At 65.2% G+C, this 15,974-nt stretch carries 11 protein-coding genes and 1 pseudogene; 3 read left to right on the top strand and 9 right to left on the bottom strand.

The features are described 5' to 3' along the window. Positions 1 to 2: 2 nt before the first annotated feature. The 4 genes and pseudogenes from narH to BLR26_RS14990 all read right to left on the bottom strand — a co-directional run bounded on the left by narH (position 3) and on the right by BLR26_RS14990 (position 8,072). Positions 3 to 1,541, bottom strand: a complete 1,539-nt coding sequence (narH, locus tag BLR26_RS15005) for a nitrate reductase subunit beta (protein ID WP_093381875.1) — start codon at positions 1,539 to 1,541, stop codon at positions 3 to 5. 11 nt (positions 1,542 to 1,552) lie between these two features. Further along, positions 1,553 to 5,319, bottom strand: a pseudogene (locus BLR26_RS15000) (nitrate reductase subunit alpha). A gap of 73 nt (positions 5,320 to 5,392) precedes the next feature. Continuing rightward, the gene (locus tag BLR26_RS14995) at positions 5,393 to 6,790 is read right to left on the bottom strand and encodes a NarK family nitrate/nitrite MFS transporter (RefSeq protein ID WP_093381874.1); all 1,398 of its coding nucleotides are present in this window, start codon (positions 6,788 to 6,790) and stop codon (positions 5,393 to 5,395) included. Beyond that, entirely contained in the window at positions 6,777 to 8,072 is a 1,296-nt protein-coding gene (locus BLR26_RS14990) for an MFS transporter (RefSeq protein WP_093381873.1), read from the bottom strand. The genes BLR26_RS14995 and BLR26_RS14990 overlap by 14 nt, the downstream gene beginning before the upstream one ends. Before the next feature lie 315 nt (positions 8,073 to 8,387). Here BLR26_RS14990 and BLR26_RS14985 point away from each other — a divergent pair, with 315 nt between their 5' ends. From BLR26_RS14985 to BLR26_RS14975, 3 genes are all read left to right on the top strand, one after another. Then, a complete protein-coding gene (locus BLR26_RS14985; protein ID WP_093381869.1) occupies positions 8,388 to 10,190 on the top strand; it encodes a HAMP domain-containing protein in 1,803 nt (600 codons plus the stop codon). Beyond that, positions 10,187 to 10,834 (top strand): two-component system response regulator NarL, encoded by a 648-nt coding sequence (gene narL, locus BLR26_RS14980; protein WP_093381868.1) that lies wholly within the window; start codon positions 10,187 to 10,189, stop codon positions 10,832 to 10,834. Before BLR26_RS14985 ends, narL begins: the two co-directional genes overlap by 4 nt. A gap of 89 nt (positions 10,835 to 10,923) precedes the next feature. Then, positions 10,924 to 11,601, top strand: coding sequence for a Crp/Fnr family transcriptional regulator (locus BLR26_RS14975; protein WP_045198004.1), 678 nt, complete (start codon positions 10,924 to 10,926; stop codon positions 11,599 to 11,601). 20 nt (positions 11,602 to 11,621) lie between these two features. Here BLR26_RS14975 and BLR26_RS14970 read toward each other — a convergent pair whose 3' ends face one another. The 5 genes from BLR26_RS14970 to moaB form a co-directional block, all read right to left on the bottom strand. Beyond that, on the bottom strand, positions 11,622 to 12,092 hold the full coding sequence (locus BLR26_RS14970; RefSeq protein ID WP_093381867.1) for a ubiquinone anaerobic biosynthesis accessory factor UbiT: 471 nt from the start codon (positions 12,090 to 12,092) through the stop codon (positions 11,622 to 11,624). Continuing rightward, positions 12,086 to 12,976 (bottom strand): U32 family peptidase, encoded by an 891-nt coding sequence (locus tag BLR26_RS14965; RefSeq protein ID WP_093381866.1) that lies wholly within the window; start codon positions 12,974 to 12,976, stop codon positions 12,086 to 12,088. The genes BLR26_RS14970 and BLR26_RS14965 overlap by 7 nt, the downstream gene beginning before the upstream one ends. Positions 12,977 to 12,986: 10 nt before the next feature. Then, the gene (locus BLR26_RS14960; RefSeq protein WP_093381865.1) at positions 12,987 to 13,982 is read right to left on the bottom strand and encodes a ubiquinone anaerobic biosynthesis protein UbiU; all 996 of its coding nucleotides are present in this window, start codon (positions 13,980 to 13,982) and stop codon (positions 12,987 to 12,989) included. Between the two features lie 133 nt (positions 13,983 to 14,115). Further along, positions 14,116 to 15,351, bottom strand: coding sequence for a molybdopterin molybdotransferase MoeA (glp, locus tag BLR26_RS14955; protein WP_093381864.1), 1,236 nt, complete (start codon positions 15,349 to 15,351; stop codon positions 14,116 to 14,118). Beyond that, positions 15,348 to 15,902 carry a molybdenum cofactor biosynthesis protein B gene (gene moaB, locus BLR26_RS14950; protein ID WP_093381863.1) on the bottom strand — a complete coding sequence of 185 codons (555 nt, stop codon included), beginning with the start codon at positions 15,900 to 15,902 and terminating at the stop codon, positions 15,348 to 15,350. Before moaB ends, glp begins: the two co-directional genes overlap by 4 nt. Positions 15,903 to 15,974 lie beyond the last annotated feature (72 nt).

Below are 15,974 nucleotides of genomic sequence, written 5' to 3'. Positions count from 1 at the left end.
GCTCATTCCTCCCACAGCTGTACGGTTTTGAGGATCTCGCGGCGGTTGGCCTTCTTCGCCCCGAACAGGTTGGTGTCGGAGCTGCCGCTGCAGCCGCTGCCGAAGCTGAAGCCGCAACCGGAGCGCTCGGCGAAGGCATCGCTCATGGCCTCTTCGCGGTGGGCACTCGGTACCACGTAACGGTCTTCGTAGTTGGCGATGGCCAGGTAGCGGTACATCTCCTCGACCTGGTTGACGCTCAAGCCGACGTCCTCCAGCACCTTGAGGTCCTGCACGCCCTCGACCTGCTCGGCGCGCTTGTAAGCGCGCATGGCCAGCAGGCGCTTGAGGGCGCGTTTGACCGGCTTTTCGTCACCGGCGGTGAGCAGGTTGGCCAGGTAGCGCAATGGGATACGCAGGCTGTCGACGTCCGGGATTACCCCGTTCATGCCCACGGTGCCGGCAGCTGCGGCGTTCTGGATCGGCGACAGCGGCGGTACGTACCAGACCATCGGCAAGGTGCGGTATTCCGGGTGCAGCGGCAACGCCAGCTGCCAGTCGACGGCCATCTTGTACACCGGCGAGCGTTGCGCGGCGTCGATCACCGACTGCGGTACGCCGTCCTCCAGGGCCTGGCGGATCACCGCCGGGTCGTTGGGGTCGAGGAAGATTTCCAGCTGCTTCTCGTACAGGTCGTGCTCGTTGGCGGTGCTGGCCACCTCGGCAATGCGGTCGGCGTCATACAGCAGCACGCCGAGGTAGCGGATGCGCCCGACGCAGGTTTCGGCGCACACCGTAGGCATGCCGGCTTCGATGCGCGGGTAGCAGAAGATGCACTTCTCGGATTTGCCGCTCTTCCAGTTGAAGTAGATCTTCTTGTACGGGCAGCCGCTGATGCACATGCGCCAGCCGCGGCATTTTTCCTGGTCGATAAGGACGATGCCGTCCTCTTCGCGCTTGTAGATCGCCCCGCTCGGGCAGGACGCCGCGCACGCAGGATTCAGGCAGTGCTCGCACAGGCGCGGCAGGTACATCATGAAGGTGTTTTCGTACTCACCGTAGATGTCGGCCTGGATCTGGTCGAAGTTCTTGTCCTTGCGCCGCTTGGCGAACTCGGTGCCGAGGATCTCCTCCCAGTTCGGCCCCCATTCGATCTTTTCCATGCGCTTGCCGGACGCCACCGAGCGCGGCCGCGCGGTCGGCTGGTGCTCGCCCAGGGGCGCGGTGTGCAGGTGCTGGTAGTCGAAGTCGAACGGCTCGTAGTAGTCGTCCAGGCTCGGCAGGTCGGGGTTGGCGAAGATGTTCGCCAGCACCCGGAACTTGCCGCCGATGCGCGGGTTGATCGAGCCGTTGGCGTTGCGCAGCCAGCCGCCCTTCCACTTGTCCTGGTTTTCCCACTCTTTCGGGTAGCCGACCCCGGGCTTGGATTCAACGTTGTTGAACCAGGCGTATTCCATGCCTTCGCGGCTGGTCCAGACGTTCTTGCAGGTGATCGAACAGGTGTGGCAGCCGATGCATTTGTCCAGGTTGAGGACCATGCCGATTTGTGAACGGATCTTCATGACAGTGCTCCTTATTCCATCTCGGTCGGCAGCGGACGGGGCAGCTCATCGCCGCGCGAACCGTCGAGCCAGTCGACCTTGGCCATCTTGCGCACCACGACGAATTCGTCGCGGTTGCAGCCGACCGTGCCGTAATAGTTGAAGCCATAGGCCTGTTGCGCGTAGCCGCCGATCATGTGGGTCGGCTTGAGCACCACGCGAGTGACCGAGTTGTGGTGGCCGCCGCGGGTTTTGGTGGTCTCGGCGCCAGGCACGTTCACGATCCGTTCCTGGGCGTGGTACATCATCACCATGCCCTCCTTGACCCGTTGGCTGACCACCGCCCGCGCAGTCAGCGCGCCGTTGGCGTTGAAGCACTCGATCCAGTCGTTGTCCTCGATGCCGGCCTTCTTCGCATCAATCTCCGAGAGCCAGACGATCGGCCCGCCACGGCTCAGGGTGAGCATCAGCAGGTTGTCGCTGTAGGTGCTGTGGATGCCCCACTTCTGGTGCGGGGTGATCCAGTTCAGGACGATCTCGGTCTCGCCGTTGCTGCGCTTGTCTTTTACCCCGGCGATGGTGCGGGTGTTGACCGGTGGCCGGTAGCTCATCAACTGCTCGCCGAACGCCTGCATCCACGGGTGATCCTGGTAGAACTGCTGGCGGCCGGTGATGGTCCGCCATGGGATGTTCTCGTGGACGTTGGTGTAGCCGGCGTTATAGCTGACGTGATCGTCCTCGAGCCCCGACCAGGTCGGGCTGGAGATGATCTTGCGCGGCTGCGCCTGAATGTCGCGAAAGCGGATCGCTTCGTGGGCCTTGGACAGCGCCAGGTGGCTGTGGTCGATGCCGGTGAATTGCGACAGCGCCGCCCAGGCCTTGACCGCCACGTGGCCATTGGTTTCCGGGGCCAGCGAGAGAATCACCTCGGCGGCGTCGATGGCAGTGTCGATCTTCGGTCGGCCCTGGCTGATGCCTGCCTCGACTTCGCGGTAGTTCAGCTCACCGAGAAACTTCACTTCTTCATCGGTGTTCCAGTTGATGCCCTTGCCGCCATTGCCGAGTTTTTCCAGCAGCGGGCCGAGCGAGGTGAACTGCTTGTAGATGTTCGGGTAGTCGCGCTCGACCACCTGCAGGTTCGGTGCGTTCTTGCCCGGCTGCGGGGCGACGCCGGCGGTTTTCCAGTCGGTGCCGCCAAACGGCTGGGCCAGCTCGCCGACGCTGTCATGCATCAGCGGCACGGTGACCAGGTCCTGCTCGACGCCCAGGTGCCCTTCGGCCATGGCCGAGAAGGCCTTGGCGATGCCCTTGTAGATCTCCCAGTCCGAGCGCGATTCCCAGGCCGGGTCAATGGCTGCCGACAACGGGTGGATGAACGGGTGCATGTCCGAGGTGTTCATGTCGTCCTTCTCGTACCAGGTCGCGGTCGGCAGGACGATGTCGGAATACACGCAGGTCGAGGACATGCGGAAATCCAGGGTAGTCACCAGGTCGAGCTTGCCGATGGCGCCGTCGTCGACCCATTCGGCCTCTTGCGGCTTGCAGTCGCCAACCTGGCCGATGTCTTCGTTCATCACCCCGTTGCGGGTGCCGAGCAGGTACTTGAGCATGTACTCGTGGCCCTTGCCCGACGAGCCGAGCAAGTTGGAACGCCAGATGAACATGTTGCGCGGGAAGTTGACCGGGTTGTCCGGCTGCTCGCAAGCAAAGCGCAGGCTGCCTTCGTGCAGGCCCTTGACCACGTAGTCCTTGGGCGCCATGCCGGCTGCGGCGGCGTCGCGGCAGATGTGCAGCGGGTTGGTGTTGAGCTGCGGCGCGCTGGGCAGCCAGCCGGCGCGTTCGGCGCGGATGTTGTAGTCCAGGGCGTGTTCGGGAAACTCGCGCTTGTCGGCCAGCGGCGAGAGCACGTCGTGCATGCTCATCTTCTCATGACGCCATTGCGAGCTGTGGGCGTAGAAGAAGCTGGTGCCGTTCATCTGCCGTGGCGGCCGGCTCCAGTCCAGGCCGAAGGCCAGCGGCAGCCAGCCGCACTGCGGACGCAGTTTTTCCTGGCCGACGTAGTGGGCCCAGCCGCCACCGGTCTGGCCGACGCAACCGCAGAGCATGAGCATGTTGATCAGCCCGCGGTAGTTCATGTCCATGTGGTACCAGTGGTTCATCGCCGCGCCGACGATAATCATCGAGCGGCCACGGGTCTTGTCGGCGTTGTCGGCAAACTCGCGGGCGATCTGGATGGCTTTCTCGCGGCTGACGCCGGTGATCTGCTCCTGCCAGGCCGGGGTGCCGGGGACGCTGGCGTCGTCGTAGTCGCGGGCCACATTGGCGCCGCCCAGGCCACGGTCGATGGCAAGGTTGGCCGCCGACAGGTCGAACACCGTGGCCACCTTGACCTGGCTACCGTCGGCCAGGGTCAAGCTGCGCACCGGCACGCGGCGGTACTGCACGGCGTCGCCGGCGACATGCTGGAAGTGCTCGTGGCTCTCGCCGGCAAAGTACGGGAAGGCCACTTCGGCGACGTCGCCACCGATCAGGCTCAGGGTCAGGTCGATCTCGCGGCCTTCGCCGCCTTCACGGGCAAGGATGTTCCACTTGCCCTGCTCGCCCCAGCGGTAGCCAATCGAACCCTGGGGCGAGACCAGCTCGCCGTCGGCATCCAGGGCAATGGTTTTCCACTCGGGGTTGTTGTCCTGGCCAAGGTTGTTTGCCAGATCCGAAGCGCGCAGGAAGCGGTCCGGCTGATAGCCGTTGCCCGGCGCGGTGCCGAGCATCGGCTTGAGCAGCACCAGCACCGGCAGGTCGGTGTAGCGCTTGGCGTACTCGGTAAAGTAGGCGCTGGGCCGGTCGAGGTGAAATTCCTTGAAGATCACATGGTTGAAGGCCTGGGCCAGGGCGGCGTCGGTACCCTGCTTGGGGTTGAGCCACAGGTCGGTGAGCTTGGCCACTTCCGAATAGTCGGGGGTGATGGCCACGGTCTTGGTGCCCTTGTAGCGCACCTCGGTGAAAAAGTGCGCATCCGGGGTGCGGGTCTGCGGAACGTTGGAGCCCCAGGCGATGATGTAGTTGGAGTTGTACCAGTCGGCCGATTCCGGCACGTCGGTCTGCTCGCCCCAGACCATCGGCGAGGCCGGCGGCAGGTCGCAGTACCAGTCGTAGAAGCTCAGGCAGGTGCCGCCCAGCAGCGACAGGTAGCGGGCACCGGCGGCGTAGCTGACCATCGACATCGCCGGGATCGGCGAGAAGCCCACCACCCGGTCGGGGCCGTATTGCTTGATGGTGTAGACGTTGGCGGCGGCGATGATCTCGGTGACTTCATCCCAGCTGGAACGAATGAAGCCGCCCATGCCGCGCTTGCTCTTGTAGCTGTCGGCCTTGGCCTGGTTCTCGACGATGCTGGCCCAGGCTTCGACCGGCGCCAGGTTCTGGCGCGCCTCACGCCACAGTTTGAGCAGCGGCTTGCGGATCTTCGGGTACTTCAGGCGGTTGGCACTGTAGATGTACCAGCTGTAGCTGGCCCCCGCGGGCAACCGCGCGGCTCGTGGTTGGGCAGGTCGTTGCGGGTACGCGGGTAGTCGGTCTGCTGGGTTTCCCAGGTGATCAGGCCGTTCTTCACGTAGATCTTCCACGAGCAGGAGCCGGTGCAGTTGACCCCGTGGGTGGAGCGCACGATCTTGTCGTACTGCCAGCGCGAACGGTAGACGTTCTCCCAGTCGCGCGACTCTTTGCGGGTTTCGCCATGACCGTCGGCGAACTCGCCCTGCTTGCGATTGAAGAACCGCAGTTGATCCAGTAAATGACTCATGGTGCTTTCCTCTCAGGCTTGCGGCTGCGGGGTTCTGCGCCCCGCCCGGGCAAGGTGTGAATTCGGGGTTCTGTCAGCAGGGGGTCGCAGCGCCTTTGCGTGCGTACCACCACCAGGTCACGACGATGCAGCTCAGGTAAAAGCCGACGAACAGGTAGAAGGCCATCTGCGGGCCACCGGTCAGGGCCATGGAAGTACCGAAGGTCTTGGGGATGAAGAACGCGCCGAAGGCGCCCATCGCCGAGCTGAAGCCCAGCACTGCGGCCGATTCCTTGCCGGCGTTCTTCAGCGCCTGTTCGCGGGCGGCGGCGCCTTTGCCGCTGGCGGCCTGTTCGTGCAGGGTGCGAAAGATCACCGGGATCATGCGGAAGGTCGAACCGTTGCCGATGCCGGTGGTGATGAACAGCAGCATGAACATGCCGAGAAAGCCGTAGAAGTTGCTGCTCTCGCCCTGGGCGGGGATGAACGCCAGCACGCCGAAGACCATGACGATCATCAGCACGAAGTTCCACAGGGTCACCCGCGCGCCGCCGAGCTTGTCGGCCAGCCAGCCACCGAGCGGGCGTACCAGGGCGCCGACCAGCGGGCCGAGGAAGGCGAAGGTCAGGGCATTGACCTGCGGGAAGGCGGTCTTGATCAGCAGCGGAAAGGCTGCGGAAAAACCGATGAACGAGCCGAAGGTGGCCAGGTACAACCAGCACATCAGCCAGTTGTGCTTGCGCTTGAAGATCACCGCCTGCTCGCTGAACGAGGCCTTGGCGCTGGACAGGTCGTTCATGCCGAACCAGGCCAGCACCGTGACCAGGACAATGAACGGCACCCAGATGAAACCGGCGTTCTGCAGCCACAGCTGACCGCCGTCGGCGAGTGCCTGCGGCTGGCCACCGAGGGCGCCGAACAGGCCGAAGGTGATCACCAGCGGCACACAGAACTGCATCACCGAAACGCCGAGGTTACCCAGCCCGGCGTTCAGGCCCAGGGCGGTGCCCTGCTGCGACTTGGGGTAGAAAAAGCTGATATTGGACATGCTCGAAGCGAAGTTGCCGCCGCCAAAGCCGCACAGCAGCGCGATGATCACGAACACGCTGTAGGGGGTGTTCGGGTCTTGCACGGCAAAGCCCATCCACAGCGACGGTGCCAGCAGCGAGGCGGTGCTCAGGGCAGTCCAGCGCCGGCCGCCGAAGATCGGCACCATGAACGAGTAGAACACCCGCAAGGTCGCCCCCGAGAGCCCGGGCAAGGCGGCCAGCCAGAACAACTGGTCGGTGCTGAAGCTGAAGCCGATGGCATTCAGGCGCACGATCACCGTGCTCCACACCATCCACACGGCAAAGGCCAGCAGCAGTGCGGGGATCGAGATCCACAGGTTGCGGGTGGCGGTCTGCTTGCCGCTTTGCCCCCAGAACGCGGGGTCTTCCGGGCGCCAGTCGTGAATCACCGGGCCTTGGTCAGGCTGTTTAAGAACCGACATGGTCTTCTCCTTGGGCAATGCTGGAAAACGGGGGCGTTACGGCTGCAGGCTGTCTGCCCAGCAGCGGGCGCTTGCGGATTTCGCTGAGGTACATCCAGGTGAGCGAGACCCAGACCACGCCGTACATCAACATGAAGCAGGAGGAGCGCACGCCGGTGAGGTCGACCAGCGCGCCGAACAGGATCGGCAGAATGAAGCCGCCCAGGCCGCCGGCCAGGCCGACAATGCCGGACACCGCGCCCATGTTCTGCGGGTAGTCGTTGGCGATGTACTTGAACACCGAGGCCTTGCCGAAGGCGAAGGCGATGCCCATGACGAACAGCAGCACGGTGAACAGCGCAGGGTTCAGGCCGATGTGAAAGTCCAGCGGGCCGTTGATGGTCTGCACCTGCAGCTGGGTTTGCGGGTACGAGAGCAGGAACAGGCAGATCCAGCTGACCCACAGCACCCACCAGGTCACGCTCTGTGCGCCCCAACGGTCCGACATCCAGCCGCCGACGGCGCGCAGCACGCCACCCGGCAGTGAGAAGCAGGCGGCCAGCAGCGCCGCGCTTTGCAGGCTGAAGCCGTATTCCTGGACGTAGTACTTGGTCATCCACAGCGCCAGGGCCACGTAGCCGCCGAAGACGATCGAGTAGTACTGGCAGTAGCGCCACACCGCAGGCTCGGCCAGGGCCTTGAGCTGCTCGCCAAGGCTCGCGCCGCTGGCGCTGCGATGGGCCTTGTTGTCGGCACTGAGCAACCAGAACAGCAGCGCGGTAATGAACAGGATGGCGCTGAACACCTTCGGCACCAGCTGCCAGCTGCCGGCGGCAATCAGTGCCGGGGCGAGGAACTTGGTGACCGCGGCGCCTGCGTTGCCGGCACCGAAAATGCCCATGGCCAGGCCCTGGTTGTCTTGCTCGAACCACTTGGCAACATAGGCGATGCCCACCGAGAACGAGCCACCGGCCAGGCCGACGAACAAACCCAGGACCAGGAACTGCCAGTACGCCGTAGCGTGGCTGATCAGGTACAGCGGCAGCACGCAGGCGAGCATCAACAGGAAGAACACGCTGCGCCCGCCAAAGCGGTCGGTGAGCATGCCCAGCGGCAGGCGCACCAGCGAGCCGGTCAGTACCGGGGTGGCGGCCAGCAGGCCGAACTGGGTTTCGTTGAGCTGAAGCAGGTCCTTGATCGGCACGCCGAGCACGGCAAACATCATCCAGACCATGAAGCAGACGGTGAAGGCCAGCGTACTCATGCCCAATACCAGGCCTTGGCGTATTCGCGGTTGAGTCATCTCGGGTCTCCAGTCAGGTAGCCATGGCCGGCAGACTAGAGAGGCAAACCCCGATAAAACTTGACCCCGATCAAAGAAGCCCTGGCGCCCCTGGGCCTATGCTTGTACTGCCTACCTCCAACGAGGTAGCGCCGAAAAACCTCTAAACCCTTTGTTTATCAGGGCCTTGTCAAGTTTCTCAGCGCCATCGCAAGAAATCTGACAGTTGCAAACTCTTTAGAGGTAGAGCGCCAGGGAAGGCTGCGAAACGATCAGCTGCAACACCCTGGAGTGCTCCATGTACCGCTTTCCACTCATCGCCCCCGGCCGCCGTCCATGATCGGCTGGCTGCGCAGCTCGTTGCCCGCGCGCGCCGGCCTGGCGGTGATCCTGATTGCCGTGCTGGCCCTGGCCAGCTCGCTCAGCGCCGGCCTGATCGCCTGGTTCAGCCAGGGCGATGCGGCGGCGATCAATACCGCAGGCTCGGTGCGCATGGAGACCTACCACCTGAGCTGGAAGCTCGCCGCCGGTGCCGAGCCTGCCGAGCTTGAGCGCATCCGCGACAGCCTGCAGCAACGGCTCAACAGCCCGGCCCTGCAAGCGGTGCTCGAAGACGGCAAGAACCTTGAACTGCAGGCCAGCTACCAGCGCTTGCAGGACTACTGGCAGCACACCCTGTTGCCAGCCTTGCAGCGCGACGACGCCGCCACGTTTCAGGCCAGCACCCTGCCCTTCGTCAACCAGCTCAACCAGTTTGTCAGCCTGCTGCAGCGCCAGAGCGAGCATAAGCAGGGCTGGCAGCAAGTGATCCAGGGCGCGGCGCTGTTCACCACCATGATCGTCCTGCTGTTCGGCCTGTACGAGCTGCAGTACAACGTCATCACGCCGCTCAAGGAATTGGTCGACGCCACCCAGCGCTTTCGCCGTGGCGAGTTCCAGGCGCGGGTCAATCATCAGTCGGCAGACGAACTCGGCGAATTGGCCACCCGCTTCAACGCCATGGCCGAAACCATCGAACACTCGCACCGCACGCTGCAAAGCCAGGTGCAGCAAAAAACCCTCAACCTGCAGCAGGCCAATGCCGCCCTTGAACTGCTGTACCAGAGCAGCCGCAGCCTGGCCACGCGGCTGGCCAACGCCGAGGGCCTGGATGAGCTGATCCGGCGCTTTCAGCAGCGCTTGCCGGGCCTGCGCCTGTCGCTGTGCCTGCAAGGCCAGTTGCAGGCCCCGGCCCAGCAACTGCTGGCCCTGCATGGCGCCGCCAGCCGCAAGATCTGCGCCAGCAGCGACTGCGCCAGTTGCCAGCGCCACCAGCGCACCCTGCGCCATACCTTCAGCATCAGCAACCAGGGCAGCACCCTCGGTGAATTGAAGGCGCACTTTATCGACGGCCACGAGCCGCAAGCCTGGGAAACCGAGCTGATCCAGGCCCTGGCCAACCTGATCGGCACCTCGCTGTCGCTCAAGCGCCAGCGCGAACAGGACCATCGCCTGGTGCTGCTCGAAGAACGCGCGATCATCGCCCGCGAGCTGCACGATTCGCTGGCCCAGGCGCTGTCGTACATGAAGCTGCAGGTCAGCCGCATGCAAACCCTGATGCGCCGTGGCGAGCCGGTGGCAACGCTTGAGAACGTCACCGCCGAGCTGCGCGAAGGCCTGAACAACGCCTACCGGCAGTTGCGCGAACTGCTCACCACCTTTCGCCTGCAGATCCATGACGCAGGCCTGGTGCAGGAACTCAAGGACACCGCCGAGGAGTTCTCCCGCCGGGGCGAGTTCCAGGTGCACCTGCACGTCGACAGCCTGGCCTTCGAGCTGTCGGCCAGCGAACAGATCCACATTCTGCAGATCACCCGCGAGGCGCTGTCCAACTGCCTGCGCCATGCCCATGCGCAGAACGCCTGGCTGCAATTGCGCCAGCACGGCGAGCAGGTCTGCCTGTCGATCGAGGACGATGGCCGTGGTTTCAGCGCCACCCACGACCTGCGCGAGCACCATGGCCTGAACATCATGGACGAGCGGGCGCGCAGCCTGCGCGGCCAGTTGCAGATTGTTGGCCGGGCGCCGCAAGGCACCCGGGTACAGATGGAATTTCGCCCGGAATTTCTCGGGCACTTGAACGAAGGTAACTCTGTATGAACCCCTCCCCGCGCTACCGGATACTGCTGGTCGACGACCACCCGATGATGCGCCATGGCATTCGCCAGATGCTTGAACTGGAAGACGACTTCGAGATCGTCGGCGAGGCCAGCCACGGCGAACAAGCCCTGGCCCTGATCGCGCCGCTGCAACCTGACCTGCTACTGCTGGACAACAACATGCCGCAGATGAACGGCATCGAAACCCTGCGCCATCTGCGCAGCCAGGGCTTTGCCGGCAAGGTGCTGCTGTTTACCGTGTCCGATGCCGAAGACGATATCCGCGCTGCCCTGCGCCTGGACGCCGACGGCTACCTGCTCAAGGACATGGAGCCGGAGCTGTTGATCCAGTACATCCGCGATGCCATGAACGGCGCCCTGGTGATCAGCCCGGGGCTGACCCGGGTCATGGCCCAGGCCCTGCGCTCACCGCCGCGCCAGGCCGACGTCGAGCTCACCGAACGCGAACGCCAGGTGCTGAAAACCATCGCCAGCGGCTACAGCAACAAGGTCATCGGCCACAAGCTGGGGATCACCGAAGGCACGGTCAAGGTGCATGTAAAGAACCTGCTGCACAAGCTCGGCCTGCGCTCGCGGGTGGAGGCGGCGGTGTGGGCCCTTGAGCATCTGCGCCACAGTGCCTGAGCCGGCGACTGCCCCTTTGGAGGTAGACCGGCAGAGGCATAGGCCGCCGGCGCCACGGGTTCTACCATAGGCGCCAGCGGAGGTACGCCATGCTGACCCACCCTTCTAGCGTTCTGCTTTTACGTCGCCATCACCTGTTCAGCCAACTGCCGGAGAAAGTCTTCGAAGCCGTCTGCAGCCTGGCCATGCTCCGGCGCCTGGGCTGTCATGACACGCTCATGCACCAGGGCGACCCGGCCAAGCGCTTCTTCTTGCTGGTCAGCGGCCAGATCAAGCTGTACCGGCTCAGCGCCGAAGGCCAGGAACACCTGGTGGAGATCATCCAGCCGGGCCAGACCTTTGCCGAGGCGCTGCTGTTCAGCCAGGCGCGCAGCTACCCGGTGACGGCCACAGCGCTCAAGGATTGCCTGCTGATCAGCATCGACGGCGGCCACTACCGCAATGCCCTGGAAGACCAGCCGCAGGTGTGCCTGGCGATTCTGGCGAGCATGAGCATCCACCTGCATCAGCGCCTCAAGGACATCGACACCCTGACCTCGGCCAGCGCCAGCCGGCGGGTGATCAATTTTTTGCTGCAGGAGTGCGACCCGGACAGCGGCCGGCTCGAGTTGCAAGTGTCCAAGCGCCTGGTGGCCTCCAAGCTGGGGATCCAGCCGGAGACCTTTTCGCGCACCCTGCACCGCCTGGTGGAACGCGGCCTGATCGCCATGGAGCGGCGCAGCATCCAGATCCTCAACACCGATGATCTGGCCGGCTACACGGGCTAGCCCGCGCGCCGGCGCTGCCCTCAGCTTGCCGCCAGGCCCTTGCCGGCGCGTTCCAGGTTGCGCCACAACCACACCGGCAGCACCTCGGGGTCGAGGCTGTCGATCAGGTTTTTAAGGGTCAGGCCCAGCTCGGTGTCGCCCTCGATCACCAGGCGGCGGCGAAAGAACAGGGTGTCCGGGTCTTCCTGCCGGCTGGCCAGCAACAGGAACTCGCGCCAATTGCCACGAATGGTCACATCGGCCCTGGCCCGCTCGGCGATCTGCAGGCCCTCGCGGTTGCGGGTCAGGTACCAGGTCAGGTCGAGGTCAGGGATGCGCAGGCACAGCCAGCGCCCGCGCAACAGGTCGAACTCGCCGTCGCGCAAGGGCTCGGCCAGGCAGCGGTTGAGCGCCTGCTGCAAGGCCACGCGCTGGATCACAAAGGGCACCTTGCGCACCAACGGCAGGACCTTGTCGGCGCCTTTGAGCAGCCATTGCGTACGGTTCAGCACAGGCCCACCTCCTCGACCCGCAACATGCCCGCCTGGCCATGCCAGTAGCCGTTGCAGCCGTCGACACAGAGCGGCGGCGCCTCGCCCTGGCGCACCCGGGCAAAGGCCTCGATCACCTCGGCCATGCCCTGGGCGCGCGGGCTCAGGCGCAGCAGGTCGGCGCCGCAGGCTTGCAACCCGGCATAGTCGGCCAGCAGGTTGGTGACTTCGGCGGACATGGTCTGGATGCCGTTGAGGGTGAACAGCGCCTGGCCTTCCTGGCTGCTCAGGGCCAGGCCATCGGGGTAGTTGATGCAACAGAACTGGCAGTCATCCTTGGGCCGGTTTTCCGCCCGCGCGGTAAAGCAGCGCGCCGAGTAAGCCAGCGGCAGGTGGCCATAGGCAAAGACCTCGACCTCGGGCAGTTCACGGCCCAGTTCAACGGCCTGGTCGAGCACCGCGCGAATCAGCGCCGCCGAGCACTCCACCGGCGGCACCCAGCGGATCATCCCGCACTCGAGCAGCCTGGCCAGGGCGTGGCCGTTGTAAAGGTTCAGCGCCGGCCCGGCCACGAACGGCAGCTTGCGCTCGGCCAGGTACTGCACCGCGCCCATGTCGTTGGCCTCCACCAGCAACTCGCCGTTATCGCACAGGCGGCGCAGGCTGGAGAGCTCGGACGCGGCTTCGATCAGGGTCAGGCCCGACAGCACGATCTGCGCCGGGCTGCAGGCCTGTAGCTCGCGGCCCAGGCCCAGCCAGTGGTCGAGGTTCATCGCCCGGCGCTTCGAGCAGACGGTTTCCCCCAGGTAAATCACATCCAGGGGCAAAGCCGACATTTCGCTGTAGAAACGCCCCAATTGTTCCTTGTCCCAGTAGTACAACACGGGTCCCAGGCTGAGCTTCATGTGCAGTCCCTCATTGCCATGATCGATGGTAAGCACCCAGGGTGGTCTGGCTGCCTTCGGACAAACCGGCCAGCACCTGGCGCCACTGCGCCTTGACCGTGAAGCGTTGCGGCGCCAGGCGGTGGGCGTCGAGCGCGGCGCGCCAGACCTGGGTGACCTGCTCGACATACGCCGGGCTGCGCTGACGGCCTTCGATCTTGACCGCCTCGACGCCCATGGCGGCGAGCTCTGGCAGCAGGTCGAGGGTGTCGAGGCTGGTGGGCTCTTCCAGGGCGTGGAAGCGCTTGCCGCCGACCATAAAGCGGCCCTTGCACAAGGTCGGGTAGCCGGCGGGTTCGTCAGCTTGATAGCGGTCGATCAGCACCTCGCTCAGGCGCGCGCTGAGGCCATCGGCATCTTCGCTCCAGCGCACCGCCTTGGCCGGCGAACACACGCCGCACAGGTTCGGCGACTCGCCGGTGATGTACGAGGACAGGTGGCAGCGCCCTTCGGCCATGATGCACAGGCTGCCGAAGGCGAACACCTCGATCGGTACCGTGGTGCTGGCAGCGACCTGACGCACCTGGGCCAGCGACAGCACCCGCGGCAGTACGGCGCGGCGGATGTTGTAGTGCCGGGCGTAGAATGCCAGGGCACTGGCGTTGGTGGCCGAGCCCTGGACCGAGAGGTGCAGGTTCAGTTGCGGGTGGCGCTCGGCTGCGTAGCCGAGCACCCCCGGGTCGGCGGCAATCAGCGCATCGACGCCATGGTCGGCGGCGCGGTCTACCGCCCGCTGCCAGCGCTCCCAACCCAGCGGCTGCGGGTAGGTGTTGACTGCGACATAGAGCTTGCGATTGTGCTGGCGGATATGGCCGACGGCGGCGTCAAACTGCTTGTCGTCCATGTTCAGGCCGGCGAAATGGCGGGCGTTGGTGTCATCGCGAAAGCCGACATACACCGCATCGGCGCCTTGGCGCACCGCGGCTTTGAGCGCAGGCAGGTTGCCTGCCGGGCAGACCAGTTGCATGGGTTTTCCTCATCAAAGAAACCTATCTCCACTGGCCTGCGCGGTAAACATTCGCGCAGGCCCGGAGCACTGGAAAAAGCGCTGCCAGTCTAGCCAGCGCACCCAGTAGAGCCTTGACGGCAATCAAGGTCGCTCACTGCATCAGCTCGGCAAATGACAGGAACCGCACGCTGTCGTGCTTGTGCAGCTGTTGCTCGCACTCCACCACCGCCAGGCCATCGGCCCAGCAGGCGGCGCTGAGCATCGCCGAGCTTTGCTGCGGGTGCAGTTGCACGCTGGACTGGCCGTTGGCCTCGGGCAGCAAGCGCGCCCGCAGGTACTGGCGGCGCTTGTTGCGTTGCAGCCAGTCGAAGCCCGCCGGCAGCGCCACGGGCCGTGGCAGCACATCGCGCACGCCCTGAGCGCGCAGCAGGAATGGCCGTACCACCACCAGCGCGGTGATCAGCGCCGCGGCCGAGTTGCCCGGCATGCCGATCCACGGCCGCCCCGCCACCTCGCCAAAGGCCAGGGGCTTGCCCGGCTGGATCGCCAGGCGCCAGAAATCGACACGGCCCAGCGCCTGGATGGCTTGCTTGAGGTGATCTTCCTCGCCCACTGACACGCCGCCAGAAGTCAGCAGCAGGTCGCACTCGGCCGCCGCCAGGTTCAGCGCGTGCTTGCTGGCCGCCAGCTCATCGGCCATCACCCCGTAGTCATGCACCTCGACGCCCCAGCCTTGCAACAGGGCCGTCAGGCAATAGCGGTTGCTGTTGTAGATCTGCCCCGGGGCCAGCGGCTGGCCGGGTTCACGCAGCTCGTCGCCGCTGCTCAGCAAAGCGACGCGCAAGGGCCGATGGACCTCGACCCAGGCCAGCCCCGAGGCGGCCAGCAGGCCCAGCTCCTGGGCGCGCAGGCGCTTGCCGGCCTGCAGCAGCAGATGACCTTCGCGCACCTCTTCGCCGGCCTTGCGCACATGCGCGCCAAGGCTTGCGGCCGGCAGCCAGACCTGCTCGCCGTCAACCCGGCACAGCTCTTGCGGGGCCACCGTGTCGGCGCCTGGCGGCAAGGGTGCGCCGGTAAAGATGCGCAGCGCCTGGCCTGTCTGCAATGCAGTACTGGCCTGCTGGCCGGCAGCGATGCGCCCGGCCAGGGTCAGGCAACCGCCCGCCGCAGGCAGGTCGGCGGTCCTGAAGGCAAAACCGTCCATGGCGCTGTTATCCCAGCCCGGCAGGCTGCGCGGGGCGTGGATATCGGCCGCCAGCACCCGGCCCAGGGCCTGCTCCAGCAAAACCATCTGCGCCGCCGGTGGTGGTGGCGCCTGTTCGAGCAAATGGCGGATCGCCTGGTCGACCGGGATCAACTTGCCGCTGTCGCACACGCGCCCGCTCATGGCCGCGTCCCACAGGCGTCGATGGCCTGCTCGGATTGAGCCTTGAGATGCGGGGCGAAATTGCACGGACCGGTGCGGCTGTCGAGCTGGCTGTCGAGAATCTGCGTCCAGGCCGTGCGACAGGCGCCGGGCGAGCCCGGCACGCAGCACACCAGCACGCCATTGCTCATGCCGGCCAGCGCGCGCGACTGCAGGCTGGACATGCCGATTTCGGCCAGCGACACCTGGCGGAACAACTCGCCAAAGCCCTCGACGTGTTTGTCCAGCAACGGCAGCACCGCCTGCGGGGTGTTGTCGCGGGCGGTAAAGCCGGTGCCGCCGGTAGTCAGTACCACCTGCACCTTGGGGTCGGCGATCCAGCGCGAGAGCGTGGCGCGGATCTGGTAGATATCGTCCTTGACCAGGTCGCGCTCAAGCAGCACATGCCCGGCCGCCTGCAGCAGGTCGACAAGGGTCTGCCCCGAGCTGTCGGTATCAAAGTTGCGCGTGTCGCTGATGGTCAGCACAGCGATGTTCAGGGGTTCAAACGTGCGTTGCGCCAGATGGGCCATGGCCTGGGCTCCGGTGAGATAGGGATGGGCCCAAGCCTGAACCTAAAGCCTGGGCGAACCTATTCCTCCTTG

Origin of the sequence: Pseudomonas sp. UC 17F4 (assembly GCF_900101695.1) — a bacterium.
GTDB lineage: Bacteria > Pseudomonadota > Gammaproteobacteria > Pseudomonadales > Pseudomonadaceae > Aquipseudomonas.
This window is presented reverse-complemented; position numbering and strand designations above follow the sequence as displayed.